Origin of the sequence: Cellulosimicrobium sp. TH-20 (assembly GCF_002105775.1) — a bacterium.
GTDB lineage: Bacteria > Actinomycetota > Actinomycetes > Actinomycetales > Cellulomonadaceae > Cellulosimicrobium > Cellulosimicrobium funkei.
The window spans coordinates 730,914-751,458 of sequence record NZ_CP020857.1; the positions used below are offsets into that span (position 1 = coordinate 730,914).

The window sequence follows — 20,545 nt, forward strand, 5'->3', positions numbered from 1 at the left end:
CGGCCGGGTGACGCGGGGGCGTCACCCGGCCGGGACGGCGTCGGTGCGGGCGGGAGCACCGGCCGACCGGCGCGAGAGCAGCGCGGCGGCGAGGAAGCAGACGGCGCCGAGGAGCGTCCCGGCGTCGTCCCACCACGCGCTCAGGTACGTGCCCGTGGACGGGTCGACGTACGCCCCGACGGCGGACGCCGCGAAGGCGACGGAGCCGATCATGTTCAGCCACGTGCCGTGCCACGTGCGCGCGTCGGTGTCCCACAGGTGGCCCCGGTCGCGCGTCGCGAGGACCGCGAGCGCCGACGACACGAGGAACGCGACCGACCCGTAGGCGTCGGGCCGCCACCCCACCCACAGCGCGGTCGGGGCCTTCACGGCCGCGACGAGGGCCGCCGTCGTGCTCACGTTGAAGCACAGCGTCCCGACGAGCTGCACGGCCGCGGACCACCAGTCCCAGCGGTCGGCGGGCGGCGTGCCCGTGCGGGGCGGGCGGCGCCCGCTCAGGCCCAGCTGGACGAACGCCGCGGCCGTGAAGAACACCGAGCCGACGACGAACGTCACCCCGGTCGCCACGGCGCCCACCGCGCCCGCGTACGGCGGGAGCGCGCCGACGAGGAAGCACAGCGACCCCGCCGCGAACCCCCACGCCTCGCGCCGCAGGCGACGCCCCGGGTCGGCGGTGCGGGTGCGGGTCATGCTCGTCCTTCCGCCGTGCCGGGCCGGCCCGCGCGCCGGCGGACCGGCCGTGTCAGGCGAGGATGCGGGCCTTCTGGGCCTCGAACTCGGCCGGGGTGAGCACGCCCTGGTCGCGGAGCGCGGCGAGCTGCGTGAGCTGCTCGATGCGCGCGTCCGTGGCCGCCGGGGCGGGTGCCGGCGCGGCGTACTGCGGCGGCGGGGCCGCGTACTGCGGCTGCTGCGGCGGGGCCGCGTACTGCGACTCCTGGGCGGCCCAGCGGCCCGCCTGGCGGCGCGAGACACGGTTCGAGACGGCGGTCGCCGTCCCGGCGACGACGGCGGTGCGGGCGACGCCGCGGAGCAGTCCTGGCACGGTGGTCTCCTTCCTGGCGCCGGTCAGCCGACCGGCTCGGTGGCGTCCAGCGACGCGATGAGCGCCTGGACCGGGATGCGCCCGCTCGCGACGAGCTGGGCACCGTTGCGACGCAGCGCGGTCGCGAAGGGCGCCGCCCACACGTTCTCGTACACCAGCACGACGGCCGTCATGCCGGGCTCGACGGCGTCCACCGCCTGCGCGAGGTCGTCGTCGTCGAGCAGCCCCGACCGCGCACCCTCGAACACCGCGAGCTCCGTCGACCCGTCGTCGAGCTCCTCGAGCCCGACGGCCGTCACGCCGCCGTCGTCCTCGCGGCGCACGACCACCAGGTCGAGCACGCGGATGATGCCGCGGTCCACGAGGTCGACGAGGTAGGGGAACGCGGCGTCGCCCGTCGCGCGGTCCGTCGGGAGCTCGACGACGAGGAAGTCGACGGGCCCGCTCTCCCGGAGGTCGTCGAGCCCGTCACCGGGCCCGTCGCTGAGTTCCTGCGTCATCGTCGCGTCCTCCCCGCGTCCGTCCCGCGCGGCGCACGGGCTCGACCCCCAGGCTCGCCCCCGGGCGCCGTCCGCGTCCTCACCCGGGAAGTGTGAAGTCGCGTCACACGTACGCGACGTGCACGCCGTCGATGCGCCCGTCGAGCGCGAACGGCATCCGGTCCGCGTACGCGCGCGACACCGCGCCCCCGTACGCGCGTCCCACGTCGAGGCAGTCGTTCGCGGAGAACAGCAGCGGCGCGCTGACGGGCACCGTGCCGGAACCGACCTCCTCGCCGTCGAGCCGCAGCACGACGTCGAGCGGCCCGGCCGGCCGCGGCTCGGCGTACGTCGTGACGATCTCGACCGTGTGGTCGCCGGCGGCGAGCGGCGCGCCCGACCGCACGACGGTCCGCTGGACGAGGAAGAGGTTGTACTCGTAGGTGAGGACGCCGTCGAGCAGGAAGCAGGTCAGCCCGCCGCCCGCGCCCCCGAGCTTGTAGAGCACGCCGTTCGCGGCGTCGGGGACGGAGAGCCGGATCTCGACCCGGTTCGGGCGGTTGCCCAGCGCCGGCGCGCAGAACTCCGGGATGCGCACGGTGTCCCCCGAGAGGTCCCACGCGGTGTACGGGGGACTGATCCGGTCCTCGGGGTGCATGACCGGCACCCACAGCCCGCCGCCCACCGGGAGCGCGTCGTTGCGCGCCGCCTCGATCGCGAAGAGCTCCTTGAGCTCGGCGAGCTTCTCGGGGTGCTCGGCGGCGAGGTCGTGCGCCTGGCTCCAGTCCTCGTCGAGGTGGTAGAGCTCCCACCGGTCCTGGTCCGGGGTCCACGTCTGGATCCCGGCCGGCATCCCCTGGACCCACGGCAGGCGTGGGCCGGTCGCCGACGCCATCCAGCCGTCGGAGTAGATCGACCGGCTGCCCATGATCTCGAAGTACTGCGTCCGACGGCGGCCCTCGGCCCCGGCGTCGTCGATGGAGTACGCGAGGCTCGTCCCGTCGATCGGGTCCTGCGGGACGCCGTTCACCGTCTCCGGGTGGGAGATGCCGAGGATCTCGTAGATCGTCGGCACGAGGTCGACGACGTGGTGGAACTGGGTGCGCGGCACGGGGTCGGGCTCGATGTGCCCGGGCCAGCTCACGAACATCGGGTTCCGCGTGCCGCCGAGGTGGGACGCGAGCAGCTTCATGCCCTGGTACGGCGACGACCCGGCCCACGCCCACGCGGCGTGGTACTGGTTGTCCGTCGCGGGGGTGCCGAGCGCGTCGAGGCCCCCGAGCTCCTCCAGGGCGGCGATGTGCTGCTCGACCGTCGAGGGGATGCCGTTCTGGGCGAGCAGCTCGCTGATCGTCCCGTTCTGTCCCTCCCCCGACGAGCCGTTGTCGCCCCAGATGTAGACGACGATCGTGTCGTCCGCGTAGCCGAGCCGCTCCACCTCGTCGAGCAGGCGCCCGGCCTGCACGTCCGCGTGCTCGCCGAACCCCGCGGCGACCTCCATGAGCCGCGCCTGGAACGCCTTCTGGTCGTCGGGGATGTCGTCCCAGCCGGCGAGGCTCTCCGGGCGCGGGGTGAGCTCCGCGTCGTCGGGCACCCAGCCCGCCGCCTTCGCGCCCGCGAGGGCCCGCTCCCGGTAGGCGTCCCACCCGTCGTCGAACGCGCCGGCGTACCTCTCCGCCCACTCCTTCATGACGTGGTGCGGCCCGTGCAGCGCGCCGGTGGCCCAGTAGACGAAGAACGGCTTGTCCGGCGCGTTCGCCTTGTGGTCGCGCAGCCACCGCATGGCGTCGTCGGCGATGTCCTCGCTGAGGTGGTAGCCCTCCTCCGGGGTCCTCGGCGGCAGGGTCGGGGTCGTGTTGCGCACGAGGTGCGGCTCGTACTGCGACGCCTCGCCCGCGAGGAAGCCGTAGAAGTACTCGAACCCGTACCCGGTGGGCCAGCGGTCGAACGGGCCGGCCGTCGTCGTCTCCTCCGCCGGGGTGTTGTGCCACTTGCCCCACGCGCCGGTCGCGTACCCGTACTGGCGCAGCACCTCCGCGATCGTCGCGCTGCTCTTCGGGATGTGCCCCGAGTAGCCGTCCCAGTCGTTCGCGAGCTCCGCGATCTGGCCGTTGCCCACGCGGTGGTGGTTGCGCCCGGTGAGCAGGGACGCGCGCGTCGGCGAGCACATCGCGGTCGTGTGGAAGCGGTTGTACCCGATGCCGTTCGCGCGCACCCGGTCGAGCGTCGGGGTGCGGACGGCGCCCCCGAGCGTCGTCGGGAGCGCGGACCCCGCGTCGTCGATGAGGATCACGACGACGTTCGGCGTGCCCGGGGGCAGGTGGCGTTCCGGCGGGCGCGGGGAGTACGTCGACTCCTGGATCGTCCGGCCCGCGACGCTGCCGGAGCGGCGGGGCGGGAACGGCAACGACCGCTCCGTGGGCAGGGGCGGTCCGACGACCGTCCGGCGGGGCTCGGTGCTCATCCACTCTCTCCCGTCTGTCCTGGGCCGTGCGGACCGACGCCGTGGCCCGCCTCGGGTGCGGACCTGCCGAGGTGCGGTGGGCGGGTGCGACGTCGTCGCCGACCGGCGCGCAGCAGGACAGCGCGGCGGAGGGCATCGGCTCGACCGTACGGACGACGAGCGAGGCGCGGCATCACCCGCGACGGGCGAACCGGGTGGGGTCGACGCCGCCGCACCCGACCTCCGCGAGGAGACCTGGGTGGACCTGCGGGGACGGGTGCGCACCGCCTGACCGGGCGGCAGATCGGCCATGATGGTCCTCGGTGTCGCACGCGGCCAGGGTCGTCGACCGCGACGTGCACGGTACCGGGACCGGTCCGCGACGAGGGGGCACTCATGGAGGAGCAGGACGTCGACCGGGCGCACCGGCCGACGAGACCTCGGCGCGTGCGCCTGCCCGTCTGGGCGGGGACGAGCCTCGTGGTCGTCGGGGCGCTGGTCGTCGTGGCGCTCCTCGTCTCGCGGCTCTCCGGCGGCGCCGAGGTCTGCCCCGCGATCGGGTACGCCGATCTCCTCGAGGTGGTGGTGACCGGCGACACCGAGGAGGTGCACCATCTTCAGGTGCGCGATGGCGGACACGCCGGGTGGCAACCACCGCTGCCGACAGGTCCCGACGCGCAGGAGCCGGCCATCGCGACCTCACGGGAGGGTGACACCTGGTCCTTCACGGTCTTCTCGCGGACCAACCCGGTCGGGCTGCGCGCCCTCGACGAGACCGGAGCAGTCCTCGCCGAGACCGAGAAGTCCGTCGACTGGGTCCGCGTCGGAGGGTCGGAAGCGTGCGGCGGCCCGATGGAAGCCCGGGTGGGCTGGACGCTCTGATCATCTCCGAGCACGGACCGGCCGTCGACGGCCACCCGTAGGGCCCGAGCGTCGTCCGCGTGCCCTGCCGACGCCCGATCAGCCAGCCAGGCGACGCAGAGCAGGACGGTCGCGATCGCGAACAGCTCGACGGCCGGGCGCGCAGCGCGAAAGCCCCACGTCCAGCCTCGTCCGTCGTCCATGCCTGAGGAGTGTGGCAGAGGCCGGGTGTCGTCTCGGACGGATCGGCGCGCGGGTGTCGGCCTACGGCGTGGTGGGGGTGTCGAGCGCCTGCTCGGCCAGGACCTCACCGGTGCGCCCGCCGCTCCCCCGAGCGACAGCGGTACGGCACGACGACGCCTCTGCCGCTACCCCCTGAGCCGGTCGGGGCTCGTCGCTCCCGGGCTCTGCGGCGCTCGTTGGCGTCAGCCCAGAGCCACGACCACCCTTCCCGACCTTCGCGCGAGAGCCGTCTCAGCTGCAGCTGTTCTCGACGTGCTCGGTGACCGCGCTGAACGAGGCCTGGTAGTCGTCGTCGAGCAGGAGCTCGGTCCCGTCGTCGCCGTCGGCCAAGGCGTCCGCCACGTCCGAGGCCGTCGTCGTCACGCGGTCCCAGTCCGCGCTGAGCGCGTCGGGCGCGGTGACCTCGCGCATCGCCTCGGCGTCCTGCGCGAACGCGTCCGCGGCCTCCTCGCGCGTGAGCGACTCCGTGCTGGCCCTGACGGTCTCCTCGTAGGACCGGGCGGCGTCGCAGAAGCTCGGCTCGTCCGCCGAGCAGGCCCCTGCCGACACCAGCACCACACCTGCCGCGGCGACCGCCGCGACCCGGGACCGCAGAGCTCTCATGACCGTCCTCGCCTCGCACCCCGCCCGGCCTGGGCGGCCCGGCCTCCCCGGGCGGCCGAGGAGCACTGCCGATGATGCCCCAGGCCCTCCGTCACCGCTCCCGGACGGCGAGCACGAGCCGCAGCGGCGCCGTCTGCGTAGCGTGGTGCCCATGACACGCGTCGAGAGTTCGAAGGTCACGGTGGTGGGCGCCGGGAGCGTGGGGACCAGCCTGGCGTACGCCGCGCTGATCCGCGGCTCCGCACGGACGGTGTCGCTCTACGACATCAACCGCGCGAAGGTCGAGGCCGAGGTGCTCGACCTCGCGCACGGCACGCAGTTCACGGGGGCGAGCCAGGTCGTCGGTGGTGCGGACCCGTCGGTCGCGGAGGGGTCGCACGTTGTCGTCATCACCGCCGGTGCGAAGCAGGACCCGGGCCAGAGCCGCCTGGACCTCGCGGGCACGAACGTCCGCATCCTCGAGACGCTGCTGCCGCAGCTCCTCGAGCACGCGCCGGACGCCGTCTACTGCATCGTCACCAACCCGTGCGACGTGCTGACCGTCGCCGCGCAGCAGATCAGCGGCCTGCCGACGTCGCGCGTGTTCTCGTCCGGCACGGTGCTCGACACCTCCCGGCTGCGGCGCCTCATCGCCGACAAGGCTCGCGTCGCGGCGACGAGCGTGCACGCCGACATCGTGGGCGAGCACGGGGACACGGGGTTCGCGCTGTGGTCGCAGGCGCGCATCGGGCCGGTGCCGATCCTCGACTGGGTCTCGCCCGACGGCCACCACTTCACGCACGGCGAGCTCGACGAGATCACCGACCAGGTGCGCCAGGCCGCGTACCGGGTGATCGAGGGCAAGGGCGCGACGAACTACGCGATCGGGCTCGCGGGGGCCCGGATCGTCGAGGCGGTCGTCAGCGACCAGCACGCCGTGCTGCCCGTCGGCACGGTGCACGACGGCTACCGCGGCATCGGCGGCGTCGCGTTCTCCGTACCGAGCGTCGTCGCGTCCAGCGGCGTCCAGCAGGTCCTCGACCTCACGATGTCCGCGGCCGAGGAGCGTCAGCTCCGCGCGTCCGCCGACGCCCTGCACGCCGCGCAGCAGGACCTCGGGCTGGAGTAGCCGCCGGCGCGGGGGCGCTCCGCTTGCGGGTGGAGCCCGGCGCACGGAGCGTGGTGCTCGTCCGGGACGCGCCGTGAGGCCGTCCACCGACGCGAGCGTCGTGCGCCGAGGCGACGCCCACCGAGGAGGCCGCCATGACCGACAGCAGCGGACGCCACGCGTCCGGTACCGCACGGGACGAGGAGTCGCGGCCTGCCCCCGACGCCGACCACAAGCCCGACTCCCCCACGGACCTGCGCAAGCCGTCGTGGGGCTTCGCCGTCAAGGGCGCGGTGCGCGAGTTCATGGACGACCAGTGCACCGACCTGGCCGCCGCGCTGACGTACTACGCGGTGCTGGCGTCGGCGCCCGCGCTGCTGGCGCTCGTGTCGATCCTCGGACTCGTGGGCGACGGCGAGAAGGCCGTCGAGTCGGTGCTCAAGAGCGTCGAGGGCGTCGTGCCGCAGACCACCCTCGACATGATCAAGCCGCTCGTCGAGAACGCCGCCAACACGGACAAGGCCGGGTTCGCGCTCGTCATCGGTGTCGTGCTGGCCCTGTGGTCGGCGTCCGGCTACGTGGGCGCGTTCTCGCGGTCGATGAACCGCATCTACGAGATCGAGGAGGGGCGCCCGATCTGGAAGCTGCGCCCCGTGATGCTCGGCGTCACCGTCATCACCGTGCTGCTCGCGGGCCTGGTCGTCGGGAGCCTCGTCCTGTCCGGGCCGATCGCGCGCCAGGTGGGCGAGCTCGTCGGCCTCGGGGACACCGCGATCGCCGTCTGGCAGGTCGCGAAGTGGCCGGTCGCGCTCCTGCTCGTCGTCATCCTCGTCGCGCTGCTCTACCACCTCACGCCGAACATCAAGCAGCCCAAGTTCCGCTGGGTCAGCCCGGGCGCGATCCTGGCGATCCTCGTGTGGGTCGTCGCCTCGGCGGCGTTCGGCCTCTACCTCGGCAGCGGGCTGAGCAACTACGGCGCGACCTACGGCACCCTCGCGGGCGTCATCATCTTCCTCCTGTGGCTCTGGCTGACGAACCTCGCGCTCCTGCTCGGCGCCGAGCTCGACGCCGAGGTCGAGCGCAGCCGCGAGCTGCAGAGCGGCATGCCCGCGGAGGAGCGCATCCAGCTCCCGCCGCGCGACACGCGCGCGAGCGACAAGAAGGCCGCCAAGCGCGAGGAAGCCGTCGAGCAGGCGCGCGCCCTCCGCGAGTCGAACGGCCGGTCGACGGACACCGACAGCGACACCGACACCGACTCCCCCGGGACCGGGCGCGCGAGCACGGACGACGAGGGCACCGGCCCGGGCACGACGCCGCGGCGCGACTGACCGCGCCGGCGCCGCCGGGCTCGACGCGCCCGGCGGCGCCCCCGCGGTTACGGTCGTGCCGGGTCGAGACGAGGCCCGTCCTCGATCCCCCGGAGCCGCGACGTGCCCGACCTCGCTCGACCCACCACCCCCGGCCTCGTCCCGCTGTACCTAGGCCCGCCGTCGACCCCGCTCGCCGACCGGCCCGCGCTCGTCGGGCCCGACGAGCTCGCCGCGATCGACGCGGCCGGTACCGACGTCGCGGCCCTCCTCGACCACGCGCGGACGATCGGCGCCCGGGCGCCGTTCCCCGGCGACGGGCGGACCGCCGAGCTCTGGGGGGCGCTCGCCTCGCTGGCCGCGACGGACGTGGGCGCCGCGCGCGTCGTCGAGCCGCACCTCGACGCCCTCGCGATCCTCGGGCAGGTCCCGGTCCCCGTCGCGCTCGACGCCGTCGGGGCGGGTCCGGACAGCACGTGGGGCGTGTTCGCGGCGGAGGGTCCCGGCGTCCGGCTGGAGGCGCACGAGCGCGACGGCGCGTGGGTGCTCTCGGGGACGAAGCCGTGGTGCTCCCTCGCCGCCGACCTCTCGCACGCGCTCGTCACGGCGTGGACCGACGCCGGTCGCCGGCTGTTCGCGGTCGCGCTGCGAGCGCCGGGCGTCGTCCCCGCCGACGGGCCGTGGGTCGCGCGCGGGCTCGCCCAGGTCGTGAGCGCCGCGGTCCGGTTCGACGACGTCCCGGCCGTGCCGGTCGGGGCGCCCGGCTGGTACCTGGAGCGGCCGGGGTTCGCGTGGGGCGGGATCGGCGTCGCGGCGTGCTGGTGGGGCGGTGCCGTCGGGCTGGCGCGGACGCAGCGCGACGCGCTCGCCGCGCGCGAGCCCGACCAGCTCGCGCTCGCGCACCTCGGCGCGACGGACCGCGCGCTCGCCGCCGGCCGGGCGGTCCTCGCGGAGGCCGCGAGCGCCGTCGACGCGGGCGTGGACGGCCCGGACGCCTCCCTGCTGGCGCGCCGCGTGCGCGGCGTCGTCGCGGAGGTCGTCGAGGAGGTGCAGCGGCGCTGCGCCCACGCGCTCGGCCCGGGCCCGCTGACCACGGACGAGCGGTTCGCGCGGCGCGTCGCGGACCTCGGTCTGTACGTGCGCCAGCACCACGCGGAGCGCGACGACGCGTCGCTCGGCCGCGCGCTCCTCGCGCACGGGACGACGGCGTGGTGACGTTCGACCACCGCGCGCCCGGCACGTCGGAGGACGCGTGGCTGCGCGCCGGGATCCTGGACGTCCCGCGCCTCGACGTGGGCGAGGTCGCGCACCTCGTGGTGCTCGCCGCGCACCCCGACGACGAGTCGTTCGGCGCGGCGGGGCTCGTGCACGAGCTGGCCGGCCGCGGCGCCGCGGTCACCGTGGTGGTCGCGACGGACGGCGAGGCGTCGCACGCGGGCTCGACGACGGTCTCCCCCGAGCGGCTCCGTGCCGTCCGCCGCGCGGAGGTGGCCGACGCGGTGGCCGTCCTGGCGCCCGCGGCCCGGGTCGTGCTGCCCGGCCTGCCCGACGGCGGCCTGCGCGAGCACCGCGGCGACCTCGCCCGGGTGCTCGGCGACGTGCTGGACGACGTGCTCGCCGGGCCGGGCGGCGGGGGCGTGCCGCCGTCGTCGGTGGTGCTGTGCGCGCCGTGGCGCGGCGACGGGCACCGCGACCACCGGATCGCGGGCGAGGTGGCGGCGGAGGTCGCCGACCGCCTCGGCCTGCGCCTCCTGGAGTACCCCGTGTGGCTGTGGCACTGGGCGGAGCCGGGCGACGACGCGGTGCCGTGGCCGACCCTGCGCGCGCTGCCGCTGGGCGCGGAGGCCAGGGAGGCCAAGCGGCGCGCCCTCGCCGCCCACGTGACGCAGGTCGAGCCGCTGTCCACGGCGCCCGGCGACGAGGCGACGCTCGGCCCGGAGATGCTCCGGCACGCGGACCGTGGCGTCGAGGTGCTCGTCGACGCGTCGGGCCGCCGGGTCGCGAAGGAGCCCGCGGACCCGGGCGCGAGCCTCGGCGCGGGGTTCTTCGAGCGCTTCTACGCGGGCCGACGCGACCCGTGGGGGTTCGAGACGCGCTGGTACGAGCAGCGCAAGCGGGCCGTCCTCCTGGCGAGCCTTCCCCGGCGGCGGTTCCGGGCCGCGCTCGAGCTCGGGTGCTCGACGGGCGTGCTCACGGCCGAGCTCGCCGCGCGCTGCGACCGCGTGGTCGGCGTGGACGTCGCCGAGGCTCCGCTGGCGCAGGCGCGGCGCCGCCTCGGGCCGGAGGTCGAGCTGCTGCGTCTCGACACCCCGGACGAGTGGCCCGACGGCACGTTCGACCTCGTCGTGCTCTCGGAGGTCCTCTACTACTACGGTCGCGACGACCTCGACCGCGCGCTGGACCGGGCGACGGCGTCGCTCGCCGACGACGGCGTGCTCGTCGCGTGCCACTGGCGGCACGACGTCGTCGAGTACCCGCTCGGCGGCGACGAGGTGCACGCGCGCCTCGCCGCCCGCCCGGAGCTCGACCGGCTCGCGCACCACGTGGAGGAGGACTTCGTCCTCGACGTGCTCGTCCGCCGTCCGGCGGTCTCGGTCGCGCGCGCGACGGGGCTGCTGTGAGCGCCCTGGGGGTCGGGTCGGCGGGTGCCGTCGAGCGCGTCGTCGTGGTCGTCCCCGCCCGCGACGAGGAGGAGCTGCTGCCCCGCTGCCTGGCGGCGCTCGGGCGGGCGACGGCCGTCGTCGGGCGGGACCGGCCGGACGTGCGGGTCGGGGTCGTCGTCGTGCTCGACGGCTGCACGGACGGGAGCGCGCGCGTCGCCCGGGCCGCGGGCGTGCGCGTGGTGGAGGTCGCGTACGGCAACGTCGGGCGCGCCCGTCGGGCGGGGGTGCGCGCCGGCGTGGCCGACCTGCAGGTGCGCCGGGACGGCGCCGCGTCGCGCACGTGGCTCGCGTGCACCGACGCCGACTCCGCGGTGCCCGAGCACTGGCTGACGCGTCAGCTCGACCTGGCCGACGCGGGGTCGGACGTCGTGGTCGGGACGGTCCGCCCCGAGCTGGCCGCGCTCTCGCCGGACCGGGCGCGCGCGTGGCTCGCGACGCACCGGCCGGGCACGGCCAACGGGCACGTGCACGGCGCCAACCTGGGCGTCCGCCTCACGGCGTACGACGCCGCGGGCGGGTTCGCGCCCGTGGCGGAGCACGAGGACGTAGGGCTCGTGGAGCGCGCCCGGGCCGCGGGGGCGCGCGTCGTCGCCGACGCGGCCGGGGAGGTCCTGACGTCGGCGCGCCTCGTCGGACGCACGCCCGGCGGGTACGCCCGGCACCTGCGCGAGGACCTGCTCGCGCACGACCTCCCCGCCTGAGGCGCCACCCCCTGGCGAGCGGGCGAGCGCAGTCCCGACGGCCGGGTCAGGCGCTCGTGCGCCGCACGACGACGGACGGGAACGTCCGCTCGTCGTCGTGCCGCCGCCCGAGCAGGGCCGTGGTCGCGGCGGCCGCGATGCGCTCCACCGGGTGCGTGGCCGTCGTCAGGCCGGGCCCGGCCTGCTCCGCGAACGGCTGGTCGTCGAACCCGGTGACCGCGACGTCGTCGGGCACGCGGACGCCGTCCTCCGCGAGCGCGCGCATCGCGCCCACGGCGAGGGTGTCGCTCATCGCGACGAGCGCGTCGACGCCCGGCCAGCGCCGTCGTGCCTCGCGCGCGGCCTCGGCGCCCGCGAGCCACGAGAGGTCGGCCGCGACCACGCGCGCGGGGACCCCCGCCTCCCGGACCACGCCCTCGTACGCCTCGACGGCCCGCTGCGAGCCGGGCAGCCAGCCCGGCCCGGTGAGCATGACGACGTCGCGCCGCCCGGCCGCGAGCACGTGCTCGACGAGCGCGGCGATCCCGGCGGCAGCGTCGACGTCGTACGAGGGGACGCGGCCGTCCGCGGGGCCGATCGCCGCGACGCGCGCCACCAGCTCGCGCGGCACGCTCGCGAGCACGTCGGCCGAGTAGTCGACGAGCAGCACGCCGCCCACGCCGGGGTCGCGCGCGAGGCGTCGCAGCTCCTCGCCGGGGTCGCGGCCGAGCCAGCGCAGCGCCACCCCGACGCCCTGGGTGTCCGCGGTGCGGCTCGCCGCCGCGACGACGCGCGCGACGTAGGGGTCGGCGAGCAGGTCCGCCGACGGCGACCCGACCGCGACCACGACGCGCTCGCCCCGCCCGCTCGCGAGCGCCCGCGCGCCCGGGTGCGGCACGTAGCCCAGCTCGTCGACCGCCGCGAGGACGGCGCGGCGCGCCTCGTCCGACACGCGGCCCGCCCCGCGCACGACGCGCGACGCCGTCGACCGCGACACGCGCGCGGCGGCCGCGACGTCGTCGAGCGTGGTGGTCGGCATGGCGTACTCCCGGCGTGGTCCTGTCGGCGGTGACGGGCGACGCGCCCGGACCACCACGCTAACCCGGGGAGCACGCTCCGTGGAAGCGTTCCCACACCGTGTCCGTCCTCAGGTCCTGCGCGCGGGCGCCCAGGCCCGACCGGGCGCTCGGCCGCGGCCGTCAGGACGCGCGGGTCGCGGGCACGCGGTCGTCGTCCGTCGTGCGCGCCCGCCGCGCGGCGAGACCCAGCGCGACGACGGCGATCCCCGCACCGACGAGCGCACCGATCGAGTTGGAGAGCCAGTCGTTCGTGTCGCACGACCGGCCCAGCGCCGGGACGAGCGCCTGGAACGCCTCGACGAGCGCCGACGCGACGACCCCGCCCAGCAGCGCGACGAGCGGCCGGCGGAGCAGCAGCGCCGCGAGGAGGACCGGCGGCACGAACAGCACGACGTTCGCGAACAGCTCGACCCGGGCCGGCGTCGGCAGCACCCAGCTCACCGTGCAGACGGCGTACAGCTCGCGGTCGACCGGCACGAGCGTCAGCAGGAGCAGCGGCACGAGGGACAGCGCGAGCAGCGCGCCGGTGAGGCGGCGGCGCCCGACGAGCCACGAGCCCACGAACGGGCCGACGACGACGAGGGCCGCGAGCGCGAGCGGCGACATCCAGGGGTGCGCGACGAGGAGCGTGGAGATCATGAGGGCGACAGTCTCTCAGGAGTCGCGTGTCGGCGGGGCACGGTAGACCTGTGCCATGACGACGACGCCCGCGCCCTCCCCCGACCCGACCCCGGACGCGGGCTGGTGGATCTGCCGCACGTGCGCGGTCGAGCACGCCGAGCGACCGGCGGTGTGCGCGATCTGCGCCGACGAGCGCCAGTGGGTGCCTGCGACGGGCCAGGCGTGGACCACGCTCGCCGAGCTCGCCGCGGCGGGCGAACGCTTCGTCCTGGAGGAGCTCGAGCCGGACCTGTTCGGCCTGACGAGCGAGCCCAGCGTCGGCATCGGGCAGCAGGCCAAGGTCGTGCGCACCCCGGCGGGCACCCTCCTGTGGGACCCGCCCGGCTACGTGGACGACGCCGCCGTCGAGCAGGTGCGCGCGCTCGGCCCGGTCGTCGCGATCGCCGCGAGCCACCCCCACATGTTCGGCGTCCAGGTCGAGTGGAGCCGTGCGCTCGGCGACGTCCCCGTGCTCGTCGCCGAGGCGGACGCGCACTGGGTCGCGCGGCCGGACCGGGTCGTCGAGACGTGGACCGGCGAGCGCGAGGTGCTGCCGGGCGTCGTGCTCTCGCAGCCGGGCGGCCACTTCCCCGGGAGCGCCGTCGTGCACTGGGCCGCCGGCGCCGACGGTCGGGGCGTGCTGCTCTCCGGCGACACGATCTTCGCCAACCCCGACCGCACGTCGGTGAGCTTCATGCGGTCCTACCCGAACCGCATCCCGCTCTCGGCGGCCGTCGTGCTGCGCGTCGCCGAGCGCGTGGCGCGGCGCCCGTTCGAGCGGCTCTACAACAACTTCGAGGGCGTGATCCCCGCCGATGCCCGGGCGGTCGTGCTCCGCTCCGCGCAGCGGCACGCCGCCTGGGTCCGCGGCGACTTCGACCACCTCACCTGACCGCACCGCCAGCCAGGGCTGCGACCGCGCGCGGCCCGGCCGAGGATGGGAGCCGGAGGTGACGACGATGCCGAGACGTGTCACAGGGGCCGCGGTGGCGGCGACGGGGACGTGGGTCGACACGGACGGCGTCCGCATGCCCGCCGGCGAGGTCCACGCGTGGGAGCGCGGCACCAACGCGACGGTGTGCCGTCTGCAGCTCAGCCGCCAGGGTCTCGTGCGGTTCCCCCACGTGACGTGGGCCGACGTCCAGCCTGCGACCGGGCGGGACGCCGACGCCGTCACGTCCGTCTGCCGCCGCTGCGCCGCCGGGACGGGCGCCCGGCGCGACGAGAAGCCGTGGCGCCGCGTCGACCCGCGGCCGTGACGGCGTCCTGCCTGGGTCGTGGACAGGTCGCCCGCAGGGCGCTCTGCGGGCTGGCCGTCGTCGTGGCCGTCGCGTCCGGCTGCGCTCTCGGGACCGGCGAGCCGACGGCGTACTGCCAGCCCGACGACCCGCTGGTGACGCCGCAGCGCGTCGCTCCGGGCGACGACCTGCACGTCGAGGTGGCGGGAAGCAGCAGCAGCGCGGGGTGCGAGCGCGAGCTGCCCGCCCGCGCGCGCTACGAGGTGCTGATCACGGTGTCAGGATCCGCGGACGATCCCGCCACCGGCCGGTACAGCGTCCCCCTCGGCGTGCTCGAGCCCGACGACGAGGGCGACGCGGTCGGCACGTTCCCGGTCCCCGACGACGTGCCGACCGGCGAGGCCGAGGTCTCGGTGAGCCTCCGGCACGCCCCCACCGTGTGCGAGGTCGACCCGACGATCGGGTGCGCTGCGCCGCCGTCCGCGCTCGTGGACGTCGCGCCCTGACGCCGGCGCTCGCCGGGACTCACGCCGAGACGGCCACCGGGGTGCCGGGGACGTCGCGCCGCACGACCGCCGCCTGCGGACCGGTGCGGAGCGCGACGAGCGCGACGTCGTCCTCCCCGTCGCCCGGGAGGACCTGGGAGAGCGCCGTCCGCACCACGTCGTCCAGGCTCGCGCCCGCCAGGCCGCGCAGCGCGTCGGCGAGCGCGGCGACGTCGTCGCGGATGCTGTGCCCGCGGCGCTCCACGAGGCCGTCCGTGTACAGGACGAGGGTGTCGTCGGTGCCGAGCTCGACCGTGTGGTCGTGCCGGCCCGCACCCGGGCGCAGCCCGAGCGGGAGGTCGTTGCGCACGGTGAGCACCTCGACCGTGCCGTCCGCGCGGACGACGACCGGGGGCAGGTGGCCCGCGCTGGACCAGCGGACGGTCCGCACGCCGCGGGAGCGCTCGTCGTCGCTCTGCTCGATGCGGGCGACGACGGCGGTCGCCACGGCGTTGATCCCCAGGGCGAGGCCGTCGATCGCGGCGTCCACGCGCTCGAGGAGGCGGGCCGGGGTCGCGCCGCTGTCGTAGCCGATGGCGCGCACCAGGCCGCGGAGCTGGCCCATCGTCGCGGCGGCGCCGAGGTCGTGCCCGACGACGTCCCCGATGACGAGGGTCGTCACGCCGTCGGACGCCACGAACGCGTCGTACCAGTCGCCGCCGATGTCGCGGTCGTGGGTCGCGGGCTGGTAGTGCACCGCGACCTCGAGGTCCTCGGGCTGCGGCGGCTCGGTGAGCACGGCCTGCTGGAGCACGAGCGCGAGCTCACGGGCGCGCGCCGTCTCCTCCTCCGACCGCTCGGCCCGACGGCGCAGCTCGTCCAGGGTCGTCCGCATCCGCGCGGCGTCGCGCAGCGCCGCGCCGATCGTCGTCGCGATGCCCGTCAGGTAGCGCGCGTAGTCGTCGTCCCACGGGCGGCCGGTCGCCGCCTGGAGGACGAGGACGCCCGCGGCGCCCCGCGGACTCGCGTCCCGCAGGGGCTTGACGACGCGGCCCCGCGCGACCTCGCGCTGACCGGTCGCGAGGGTGCGTCCGACGACGTCGGCCTCCGTGCCGTCGGCCGCGTGGCCCGCCTCCAGGAGCACGCGGGGGCGCGGGCCGTCGATGGCGTAGAACGCGACGCGCGCGACGTCGGCGCTGCGGGCGAGCACCTCGACCACCGGCCGGGCGAACGCGGCGAGGCTGCCCGCCGTCGTCGGCAGGACGGCGTGCAGCTCCCCGAGCGTGAGCAGGCGGCGCTGGTTCACGACCTCCCGGGTCGTCTCCGTCACGATGTCGAGGACGCCCGCGATCTGTCCGTCGTCGTCGACGAGGGGACTGTAGGAGAAGGTGAAGTAGGTCTCCTCGTCGAAGCCGGAGCGGTTCATCACGAGGGGCATGTCCTCGCTCCAGGTGGCGCGGCCCTCGGTGAGCACCGCGTCGAACAGCGGCTCGATGTCGTCCCAGATCTCCGGCCACACCGCACGGACCGGCGCCCCGAGCGCGCTCGGGTGCTTGTCCGTGCCGAGGAGGTCCCGGTACCCGTCGTTGTAGAGGAGCGTCAGCTCCGGACCCCACACGAGCATCGCGGGGAACCGGGTGGAGAAGCACAGCCGCACCGCGTGGCGGAGCGCGACCGGCCAGGTCTCGGGCTCCCCCAGCGGGGTGTCCGCCCACGCGACCTCGCGAGCGAGGCGACCGACGTCGCTGCCCGACGTCGCCTCGTCAAACCAGCTCGCGTCCGCGTTCACCTCCGCATCGTAGTGGGCTGCGTCGTCGGCCCCGCGCCTGGGCGCTCGCCGGGGACCGTTAATCGCTGTGCCCGGTTCCGCGTACCGAGCAGGATCGGGGCCATGGAGGACACGACGACCGAGCAGGAGCTCACCGGCGGCAACGTGAACGACGTCGTGCGGCGCGGGGACACCGTGCGGCGCTCGGCGGGCCCGTGGACGCCGACCGTCCAGGCGCTGCTGGCCTGGGTGCGCGCGCAGGGCGTGTCGTTCGTGCCCGCGCCGCTGGGGCTCGACGAGCGCGGCCGCGAGGTGCTCGGCTGGATCCCCGGCGAGACGGGCGGCTGGCCGGTCCCGGACTGGGTGTGGACGGCCGCGGCACGCGAGCAGGCGGCGGGGATGCTGCGGACGGTGCACGACGCCTCGGTCGGCTTCGCTCCCCCGGGTGCCGTGTGGCGCTCGCCGGTGCGCGAGCCCGCGGAGGTCGTGTGCCTCAACGACGTCGCGCCGTACAACATGGTGCACGACGGCGAGCGGGTCGTCGGGTTCATCGACGTCGACATGGCGGCGCCCGGGCCGCGCGCGTGGGACCTCGCCTACCTGGCCTACCGGATGTGCGGGTGGTGCGAGGACATGCCCGCTCCCGCGGACGCCCGGCCCGAGGAACGGCTGGCGCACCTGCTGGAGGCCTACGGGCCGGACGCGGCGCCGGGGGCCGCCGTGGTGCTCCGCACGATGCGCGAGCGCCTGCTCGACCTCGCGGACTGGACCGAGGAGCGTGCCCGGACGACGGGCCGCGACGACCTGCGGGAGCACGCCGCGCTCTACCGGCGGGACGTCGAGCGCCTGCCGCGGAGGTGAGGGGTGGTTGCCGGTGCCGCACCAGCAGGGGGCAGAGATGCGGCACCGGCTGCCCCTCACGCTAGATGTGAACTGGACAAGCGTCCAGTAGCGAGAGCGGGTGAAGTTGACGAAGGTCCCTTCCGCTGACAGCGCTTTCCGCTGAAGATGTGGCCCATGGGGCTGAACTGGGGGAACACCGGACCGGACGTGTACGAGGCGCGCGCGCCCGAGGGCGTCTACCGCATCGTCGCGCGCGGCGCGGAGTGGTGCCTCGAGAAGCCGTTCCCGACGCCGGGCCGCATCGGCGGGTTCCCGTCGACCGCCGAGGCCATGGCCTGGGGCGACGACCTGCACCTCGCCGCGAGCGGCCCGCGCGTCCGCACGCCGCAGCCCGCGTGGCCCACCGTGGACGAGTTCGCGCGCGTCGTCGACGTCCAGCCCACGGTCCTGCGCTCGTGGATCGCGGTGCACGCCGGCGGCTCGACGAGCCCTCGACGCCGCATCGACCCGGCGACCCAGCAGCGCATCCGCACGTTCTACCAGCTCGACCCGACGCCCTGACCCCGCGGCCCCACCGCCCCGCACCCCCCGCGTGACCCGCGCGGTGAACTGCTCCCAGCCGCTCAGCCACCCAGCAGCAGGGACACCCCGATCGTCGCCATGACGACGGCGATCACGCCGTCGAGCACGCGCCACGCCCCGGGCCGGGCGAAGACCGGCGCGAGCAGCCGCGCGCCGAAGCCGAGCGCGGTGAACCAGACGACGCTCGCCACCATCGCCCCGGTGCCGAACAACCACCGGGCGGTGTCGGCGCCCCCGGCCCCCGCACCGCCCGCGTGCGCGGCGGCGTAGCCCGCGGCGAGCGACCCCAGCAGCAGGACCGTGTCGAGGTACACGTGCGGGTTGAGCCACGTGAGGGCGAGCGACGTGCCCACGGCCGACCGCGCCGACGTCGCCCCCGCGCCCGACGCCGGGTCGAGCCCTCCGGGGCGCAGCGCCCGCCGGGCGGCGAGCGCCGCGAGCGTCAGGAGGAACGCGGCGCCACCCCAGCGCACGACGGTGAGGAGCACGGGCGCACCCGTCACGAGCGCACCGAGGCCGGCCGTCCCGGCCGCGATGAGCACGAGGTCCGAGACCGCGCAGACGAGGACGACGGGCAGCACGTGCTCGCGCCGCAGCCCCTGGCGCAGCACGAACGCGTTCTGCGCGCCGATCGCGACGATGAGGGACAGCCCGGCGGCGAGGCCGGCAGCGAGGGGCGCGAGGAAGGACAGCACCCCTCGACGGTAGGGACGTGAGGTGATGAAGTACAGCGATAGATTCTGCAGAACCATAAGATGCGCTCATGGTTGACCTCCAGCCCGACCAGCTCCGTGCGCTCGAGGCGATCGCCGCGACCGGCACGTTCGACGCCGCGGCGCGCCGGCTCGGCGTCACGCCGTCGGCGGTGAGCCAGCGCATGCGTGCGCTGGAGTCCGCCGTCGGGCAGGTGCTGGTGCGGCGGGGCAAGCCCGCGGAGCTGACCCCGCCCGGGCGGGTGCTCGTGCGGCACGCACGCCACCTCGCGCTCCAGCAGGCGGACGTGCTCGCCGAGCTGGGCATTGGGCGGGACGGGCAGGACGCGGGCGACCCGGCCGCGCTGCCCGAGATCACGCTCGTCGTCTCCGGGGACGCCCTGACGACCTGGGCGCTGCCCGCGCTCGCCGAGGCGGCGCGGTGGGCGCGGCTGGAGGTGCTCCGCGAGGACGAGGAGCACTCGATCGGGCTCCTGCGCGACGGGACGGCGGTCGCCGCGGTCACGTCGGTGGCGGACGCGGTGCCGGGCTGCTGGTCGACCCTCCTGGGCCGGATGCGCTACCGGCCGTGCGCGAGCCCGGCGTTCGTCGAGCGCTGGTTCCCCGACGGCCCGACGGCCGCCGCGCTCTCCCGGGCGCCCGTCCTCGCGTTCGACCGCAAGGACGACCTCCAGGAGCGCTACCTGCGGCTGCGGGCGGAGGAGGCGGGCACCGCGCTCGACCCGCCGCGCCACTACGTCCCGGCGTCGCACGAGTTCCGCCGGGCCGTCGAGCTCGGCATGGGGTGGGCGATGCTGCCCGACCTGCAGAGCGCCCGGGCCGAGCGGGCCGGGCGCCTCGTCGGCTTCGACGACGAGCGGGCGACGGAGGTGCCGCAGCACTGGCAGCAGTGGCGGCTGCACTCCGCCTCGCTCGACCGGCTCGCGACAGCGGTCGCATGCGCGGCGCGCGACGCGCTGGGATAGCACGTCGCGCGCCGCGGGCGTCGGTCAGCCGGCCAGCGCACCGGCCGGTTCGTCGGGCGGGGGCACCTCGTCGGGGCCGACGATCTCGACGAGATCGAGGGCGTGGCTGAACTCCAGGATCTCGAGCACCTGGGGCGGGACGCCGAGGAGCCGCGGTCGCGACTCCTCGGTCACCTTCATGAGGAGCAGGTGCAGCCCCGACGAGTCCATGAACGTCACGGCCGAGAGGTCGACCGTCTTGGGGCGGCCGTCGATCGTGGCGGCGAGCCGTGCCTTGACGGCGTGGGTGACCGCGAAGTCGATCTGGCCCCACATCACCCAGCGACGGCCGCCGTCCTCGACGTGGACTCCCCCGGTGCCAGTGCTCCCCACGACGCTCCCGTCCCCGACGTCACCGACGGTGCGCCGTGCGCACGGTCAGCCCCGGTTGTTCCGGGTGACCGCACCGTACACGCCGAGGGTGATGAGCGAACCCAGGATGGCGAGGAGCCAGGTGCGGAAGTCGCCCAGGTCGCCCAGCGAGGTCCCGAAGAACACCGAGCCGAGCCACCCACCGAGCAGCGCGCCCAGGATGCCCAGCAGGATCGTGATGATCACCGAACCGGTCTGCTTGCCCGGCAGGACGGCACGGGCGATGAGACCGGCCACGAGGCCGAGGACGATGTACGCGATCCAACCCATGAGTACTCCTCCGATATGTCGGTTTCCCTTGCGGACGTGAACACTCCCAGGGTCCGGGACTTCTCGCACGCGCTGGCGCCGTCTCACCCGCAGCCCGTTGCGGACGTCACACCGCCCGACGCG

Annotated in this window: 23 protein-coding genes; 12 read left to right on the top strand and 11 right to left on the bottom strand. The window is 75.7% G+C overall.

Features of this window, described 5'->3' with window-relative positions; translation table 11 throughout:
• Positions 1-21: 21 nt before the first annotated feature.
• From B8281_RS03270 to B8281_RS03285, 4 genes are all read right to left on the bottom strand, one after another.
• Positions 22-690, bottom strand: a complete 669-nt coding sequence (locus B8281_RS03270; protein ID WP_043653552.1) for a YrhK family protein — start codon at positions 688-690, stop codon at positions 22-24.
• A gap of 52 nt (positions 691-742) precedes the next feature.
• Positions 743-1,042, bottom strand: a complete 300-nt coding sequence (locus B8281_RS03275; RefSeq protein WP_034653437.1) for an SHOCT domain-containing protein — start codon at positions 1,040-1,042, stop codon at positions 743-745.
• A gap of 23 nt (positions 1,043-1,065) precedes the next feature.
• Positions 1,066-1,542, bottom strand: a complete 477-nt coding sequence (locus tag B8281_RS03280) for a DUF6325 family protein (protein WP_021480863.1) — start codon at positions 1,540-1,542, stop codon at positions 1,066-1,068.
• Between the two features lie 103 nt (positions 1,543-1,645).
• Positions 1,646-3,985: an arylsulfatase gene (locus B8281_RS03285; RefSeq protein WP_085386902.1), complete on the bottom strand. Its 2,340-nt coding sequence runs from the start codon at positions 3,983-3,985 to the stop codon at positions 1,646-1,648.
• A gap of 375 nt (positions 3,986-4,360) precedes the next feature.
• On the opposite strand from B8281_RS03285, the gene B8281_RS03290 reads away from it, so the two are divergent.
• A complete protein-coding gene (locus B8281_RS03290; protein WP_085386903.1) occupies positions 4,361-4,846 on the top strand; it encodes a hypothetical protein in 486 nt (161 codons plus the stop codon).
• A gap of 453 nt (positions 4,847-5,299) precedes the next feature.
• Here the strand turns inward: B8281_RS03290 and B8281_RS03295 are convergent, their stop codons facing one another.
• A complete protein-coding gene (locus B8281_RS03295) occupies positions 5,300-5,671 on the bottom strand; it encodes a hypothetical protein (RefSeq protein WP_021480866.1) in 372 nt (123 codons plus the stop codon).
• Between the two features lie 151 nt (positions 5,672-5,822).
• Between B8281_RS03295 and B8281_RS03300 the strand changes: the two genes are divergently transcribed.
• The 5 genes from B8281_RS03300 (at position 5,823) to B8281_RS03320 (ending at position 11,429) form a co-directional block, all read left to right on the top strand.
• Complete coding sequence (locus B8281_RS03300; RefSeq protein WP_085386905.1) at positions 5,823-6,779, top strand: L-lactate dehydrogenase; 957 nt, start codon at positions 5,823-5,825, stop codon at positions 6,777-6,779.
• A gap of 134 nt (positions 6,780-6,913) precedes the next feature.
• Positions 6,914-8,086: a YihY/virulence factor BrkB family protein gene (locus B8281_RS03305; RefSeq protein WP_021480868.1), complete on the top strand. Its 1,173-nt coding sequence runs from the start codon at positions 6,914-6,916 to the stop codon at positions 8,084-8,086.
• A 102-nt stretch (positions 8,087-8,188) separates the two neighbouring features.
• A complete protein-coding gene (locus B8281_RS19675; protein ID WP_085386906.1) occupies positions 8,189-9,280 on the top strand; it encodes an acyl-CoA dehydrogenase in 1,092 nt (363 codons plus the stop codon).
• Complete coding sequence (locus B8281_RS19680; RefSeq protein WP_232322657.1) at positions 9,277-10,686, top strand: PIG-L family deacetylase; 1,410 nt, start codon at positions 9,277-9,279, stop codon at positions 10,684-10,686. Before B8281_RS19675 ends, B8281_RS19680 begins: the two co-directional genes overlap by 4 nt.
• Positions 10,683-11,429: a glycosyltransferase family 2 protein gene (locus B8281_RS03320; RefSeq protein ID WP_085386907.1), complete on the top strand. Its 747-nt coding sequence runs from the start codon at positions 10,683-10,685 to the stop codon at positions 11,427-11,429. Before B8281_RS19680 ends, B8281_RS03320 begins: the two co-directional genes overlap by 4 nt.
• A 46-nt stretch (positions 11,430-11,475) precedes the next feature.
• On the opposite strand, the gene B8281_RS03325 is transcribed toward B8281_RS03320, so the two are convergent.
• The gene (locus B8281_RS03325) at positions 11,476-12,447 is read right to left on the bottom strand and encodes a LacI family DNA-binding transcriptional regulator (RefSeq protein ID WP_085386908.1); all 972 of its coding nucleotides are present in this window, start codon (positions 12,445-12,447) and stop codon (positions 11,476-11,478) included.
• 160 nt (positions 12,448-12,607) lie between these two features.
• A complete protein-coding gene (locus B8281_RS03330) occupies positions 12,608-13,126 on the bottom strand; it encodes a VanZ family protein (RefSeq protein ID WP_051028346.1) in 519 nt (172 codons plus the stop codon).
• 55 nt (positions 13,127-13,181) lie between these two features.
• Between B8281_RS03330 and B8281_RS03335 the strand changes: the two genes are divergently transcribed.
• The 3 genes from B8281_RS03335 to B8281_RS03345 all read left to right on the top strand — a co-directional run bounded on the left by B8281_RS03335 (position 13,182) and on the right by B8281_RS03345 (position 14,891).
• Positions 13,182-14,039: an MBL fold metallo-hydrolase gene (locus tag B8281_RS03335; protein WP_085386909.1), complete on the top strand. Its 858-nt coding sequence runs from the start codon at positions 13,182-13,184 to the stop codon at positions 14,037-14,039.
• Between the two features lie 67 nt (positions 14,040-14,106).
• Complete coding sequence (locus tag B8281_RS03340; RefSeq protein ID WP_085388583.1) at positions 14,107-14,406, top strand: hypothetical protein; 300 nt, start codon at positions 14,107-14,109, stop codon at positions 14,404-14,406.
• Positions 14,379-14,891 (top strand): hypothetical protein, encoded by a 513-nt coding sequence (locus B8281_RS03345; protein WP_085386910.1) that lies wholly within the window; start codon positions 14,379-14,381, stop codon positions 14,889-14,891. The genes B8281_RS03340 and B8281_RS03345 overlap by 28 nt, the downstream gene beginning before the upstream one ends.
• Positions 14,892-14,910: 19 nt before the next feature.
• Here B8281_RS03345 and B8281_RS03350 read toward each other — a convergent pair whose 3' ends face one another.
• Positions 14,911-16,659: a SpoIIE family protein phosphatase gene (locus tag B8281_RS03350; protein WP_085386911.1), complete on the bottom strand. Its 1,749-nt coding sequence runs from the start codon at positions 16,657-16,659 to the stop codon at positions 14,911-14,913.
• A gap of 102 nt (positions 16,660-16,761) precedes the next feature.
• On the opposite strand from B8281_RS03350, the gene B8281_RS03355 reads away from it, so the two are divergent.
• Together B8281_RS03355 and B8281_RS03360 are read left to right on the top strand one after the other, a co-directional pair.
• Positions 16,762-17,499, top strand: a complete 738-nt coding sequence (locus B8281_RS03355) for an aminoglycoside phosphotransferase family protein (RefSeq protein ID WP_085386912.1) — start codon at positions 16,762-16,764, stop codon at positions 17,497-17,499.
• Between the two features lie 156 nt (positions 17,500-17,655).
• Positions 17,656-18,042: a hypothetical protein gene (locus B8281_RS03360; RefSeq protein ID WP_085386913.1), complete on the top strand. Its 387-nt coding sequence runs from the start codon at positions 17,656-17,658 to the stop codon at positions 18,040-18,042.
• A gap of 62 nt (positions 18,043-18,104) precedes the next feature.
• Here B8281_RS03360 and B8281_RS03365 read toward each other — a convergent pair whose 3' ends face one another.
• On the bottom strand, positions 18,105-18,755 hold the full coding sequence (locus B8281_RS03365; protein ID WP_369824963.1) for a LysE/ArgO family amino acid transporter: 651 nt from the start codon (positions 18,753-18,755) through the stop codon (positions 18,105-18,107).
• Between the two features lie 71 nt (positions 18,756-18,826).
• Here B8281_RS03365 and B8281_RS03370 point away from each other — a divergent pair, with 71 nt between their 5' ends.
• Positions 18,827-19,741 (top strand): LysR family transcriptional regulator ArgP, encoded by a 915-nt coding sequence (locus B8281_RS03370; protein WP_085386915.1) that lies wholly within the window; start codon positions 18,827-18,829, stop codon positions 19,739-19,741.
• A 24-nt stretch (positions 19,742-19,765) separates the two neighbouring features.
• On the opposite strand, the gene B8281_RS03375 is transcribed toward B8281_RS03370, so the two are convergent.
• Together B8281_RS03375 and B8281_RS03380 are read right to left on the bottom strand one after the other, a co-directional pair.
• Entirely contained in the window at positions 19,766-20,113 is a 348-nt protein-coding gene (locus B8281_RS03375) for an STAS domain-containing protein (protein WP_137280009.1), read from the bottom strand.
• Between the two features lie 45 nt (positions 20,114-20,158).
• Positions 20,159-20,422, bottom strand: a complete 264-nt coding sequence (locus tag B8281_RS03380) for a GlsB/YeaQ/YmgE family stress response membrane protein (RefSeq protein ID WP_009863124.1) — start codon at positions 20,420-20,422, stop codon at positions 20,159-20,161.
• Between the last annotated feature and the right edge of the window lie 123 nt (positions 20,423-20,545).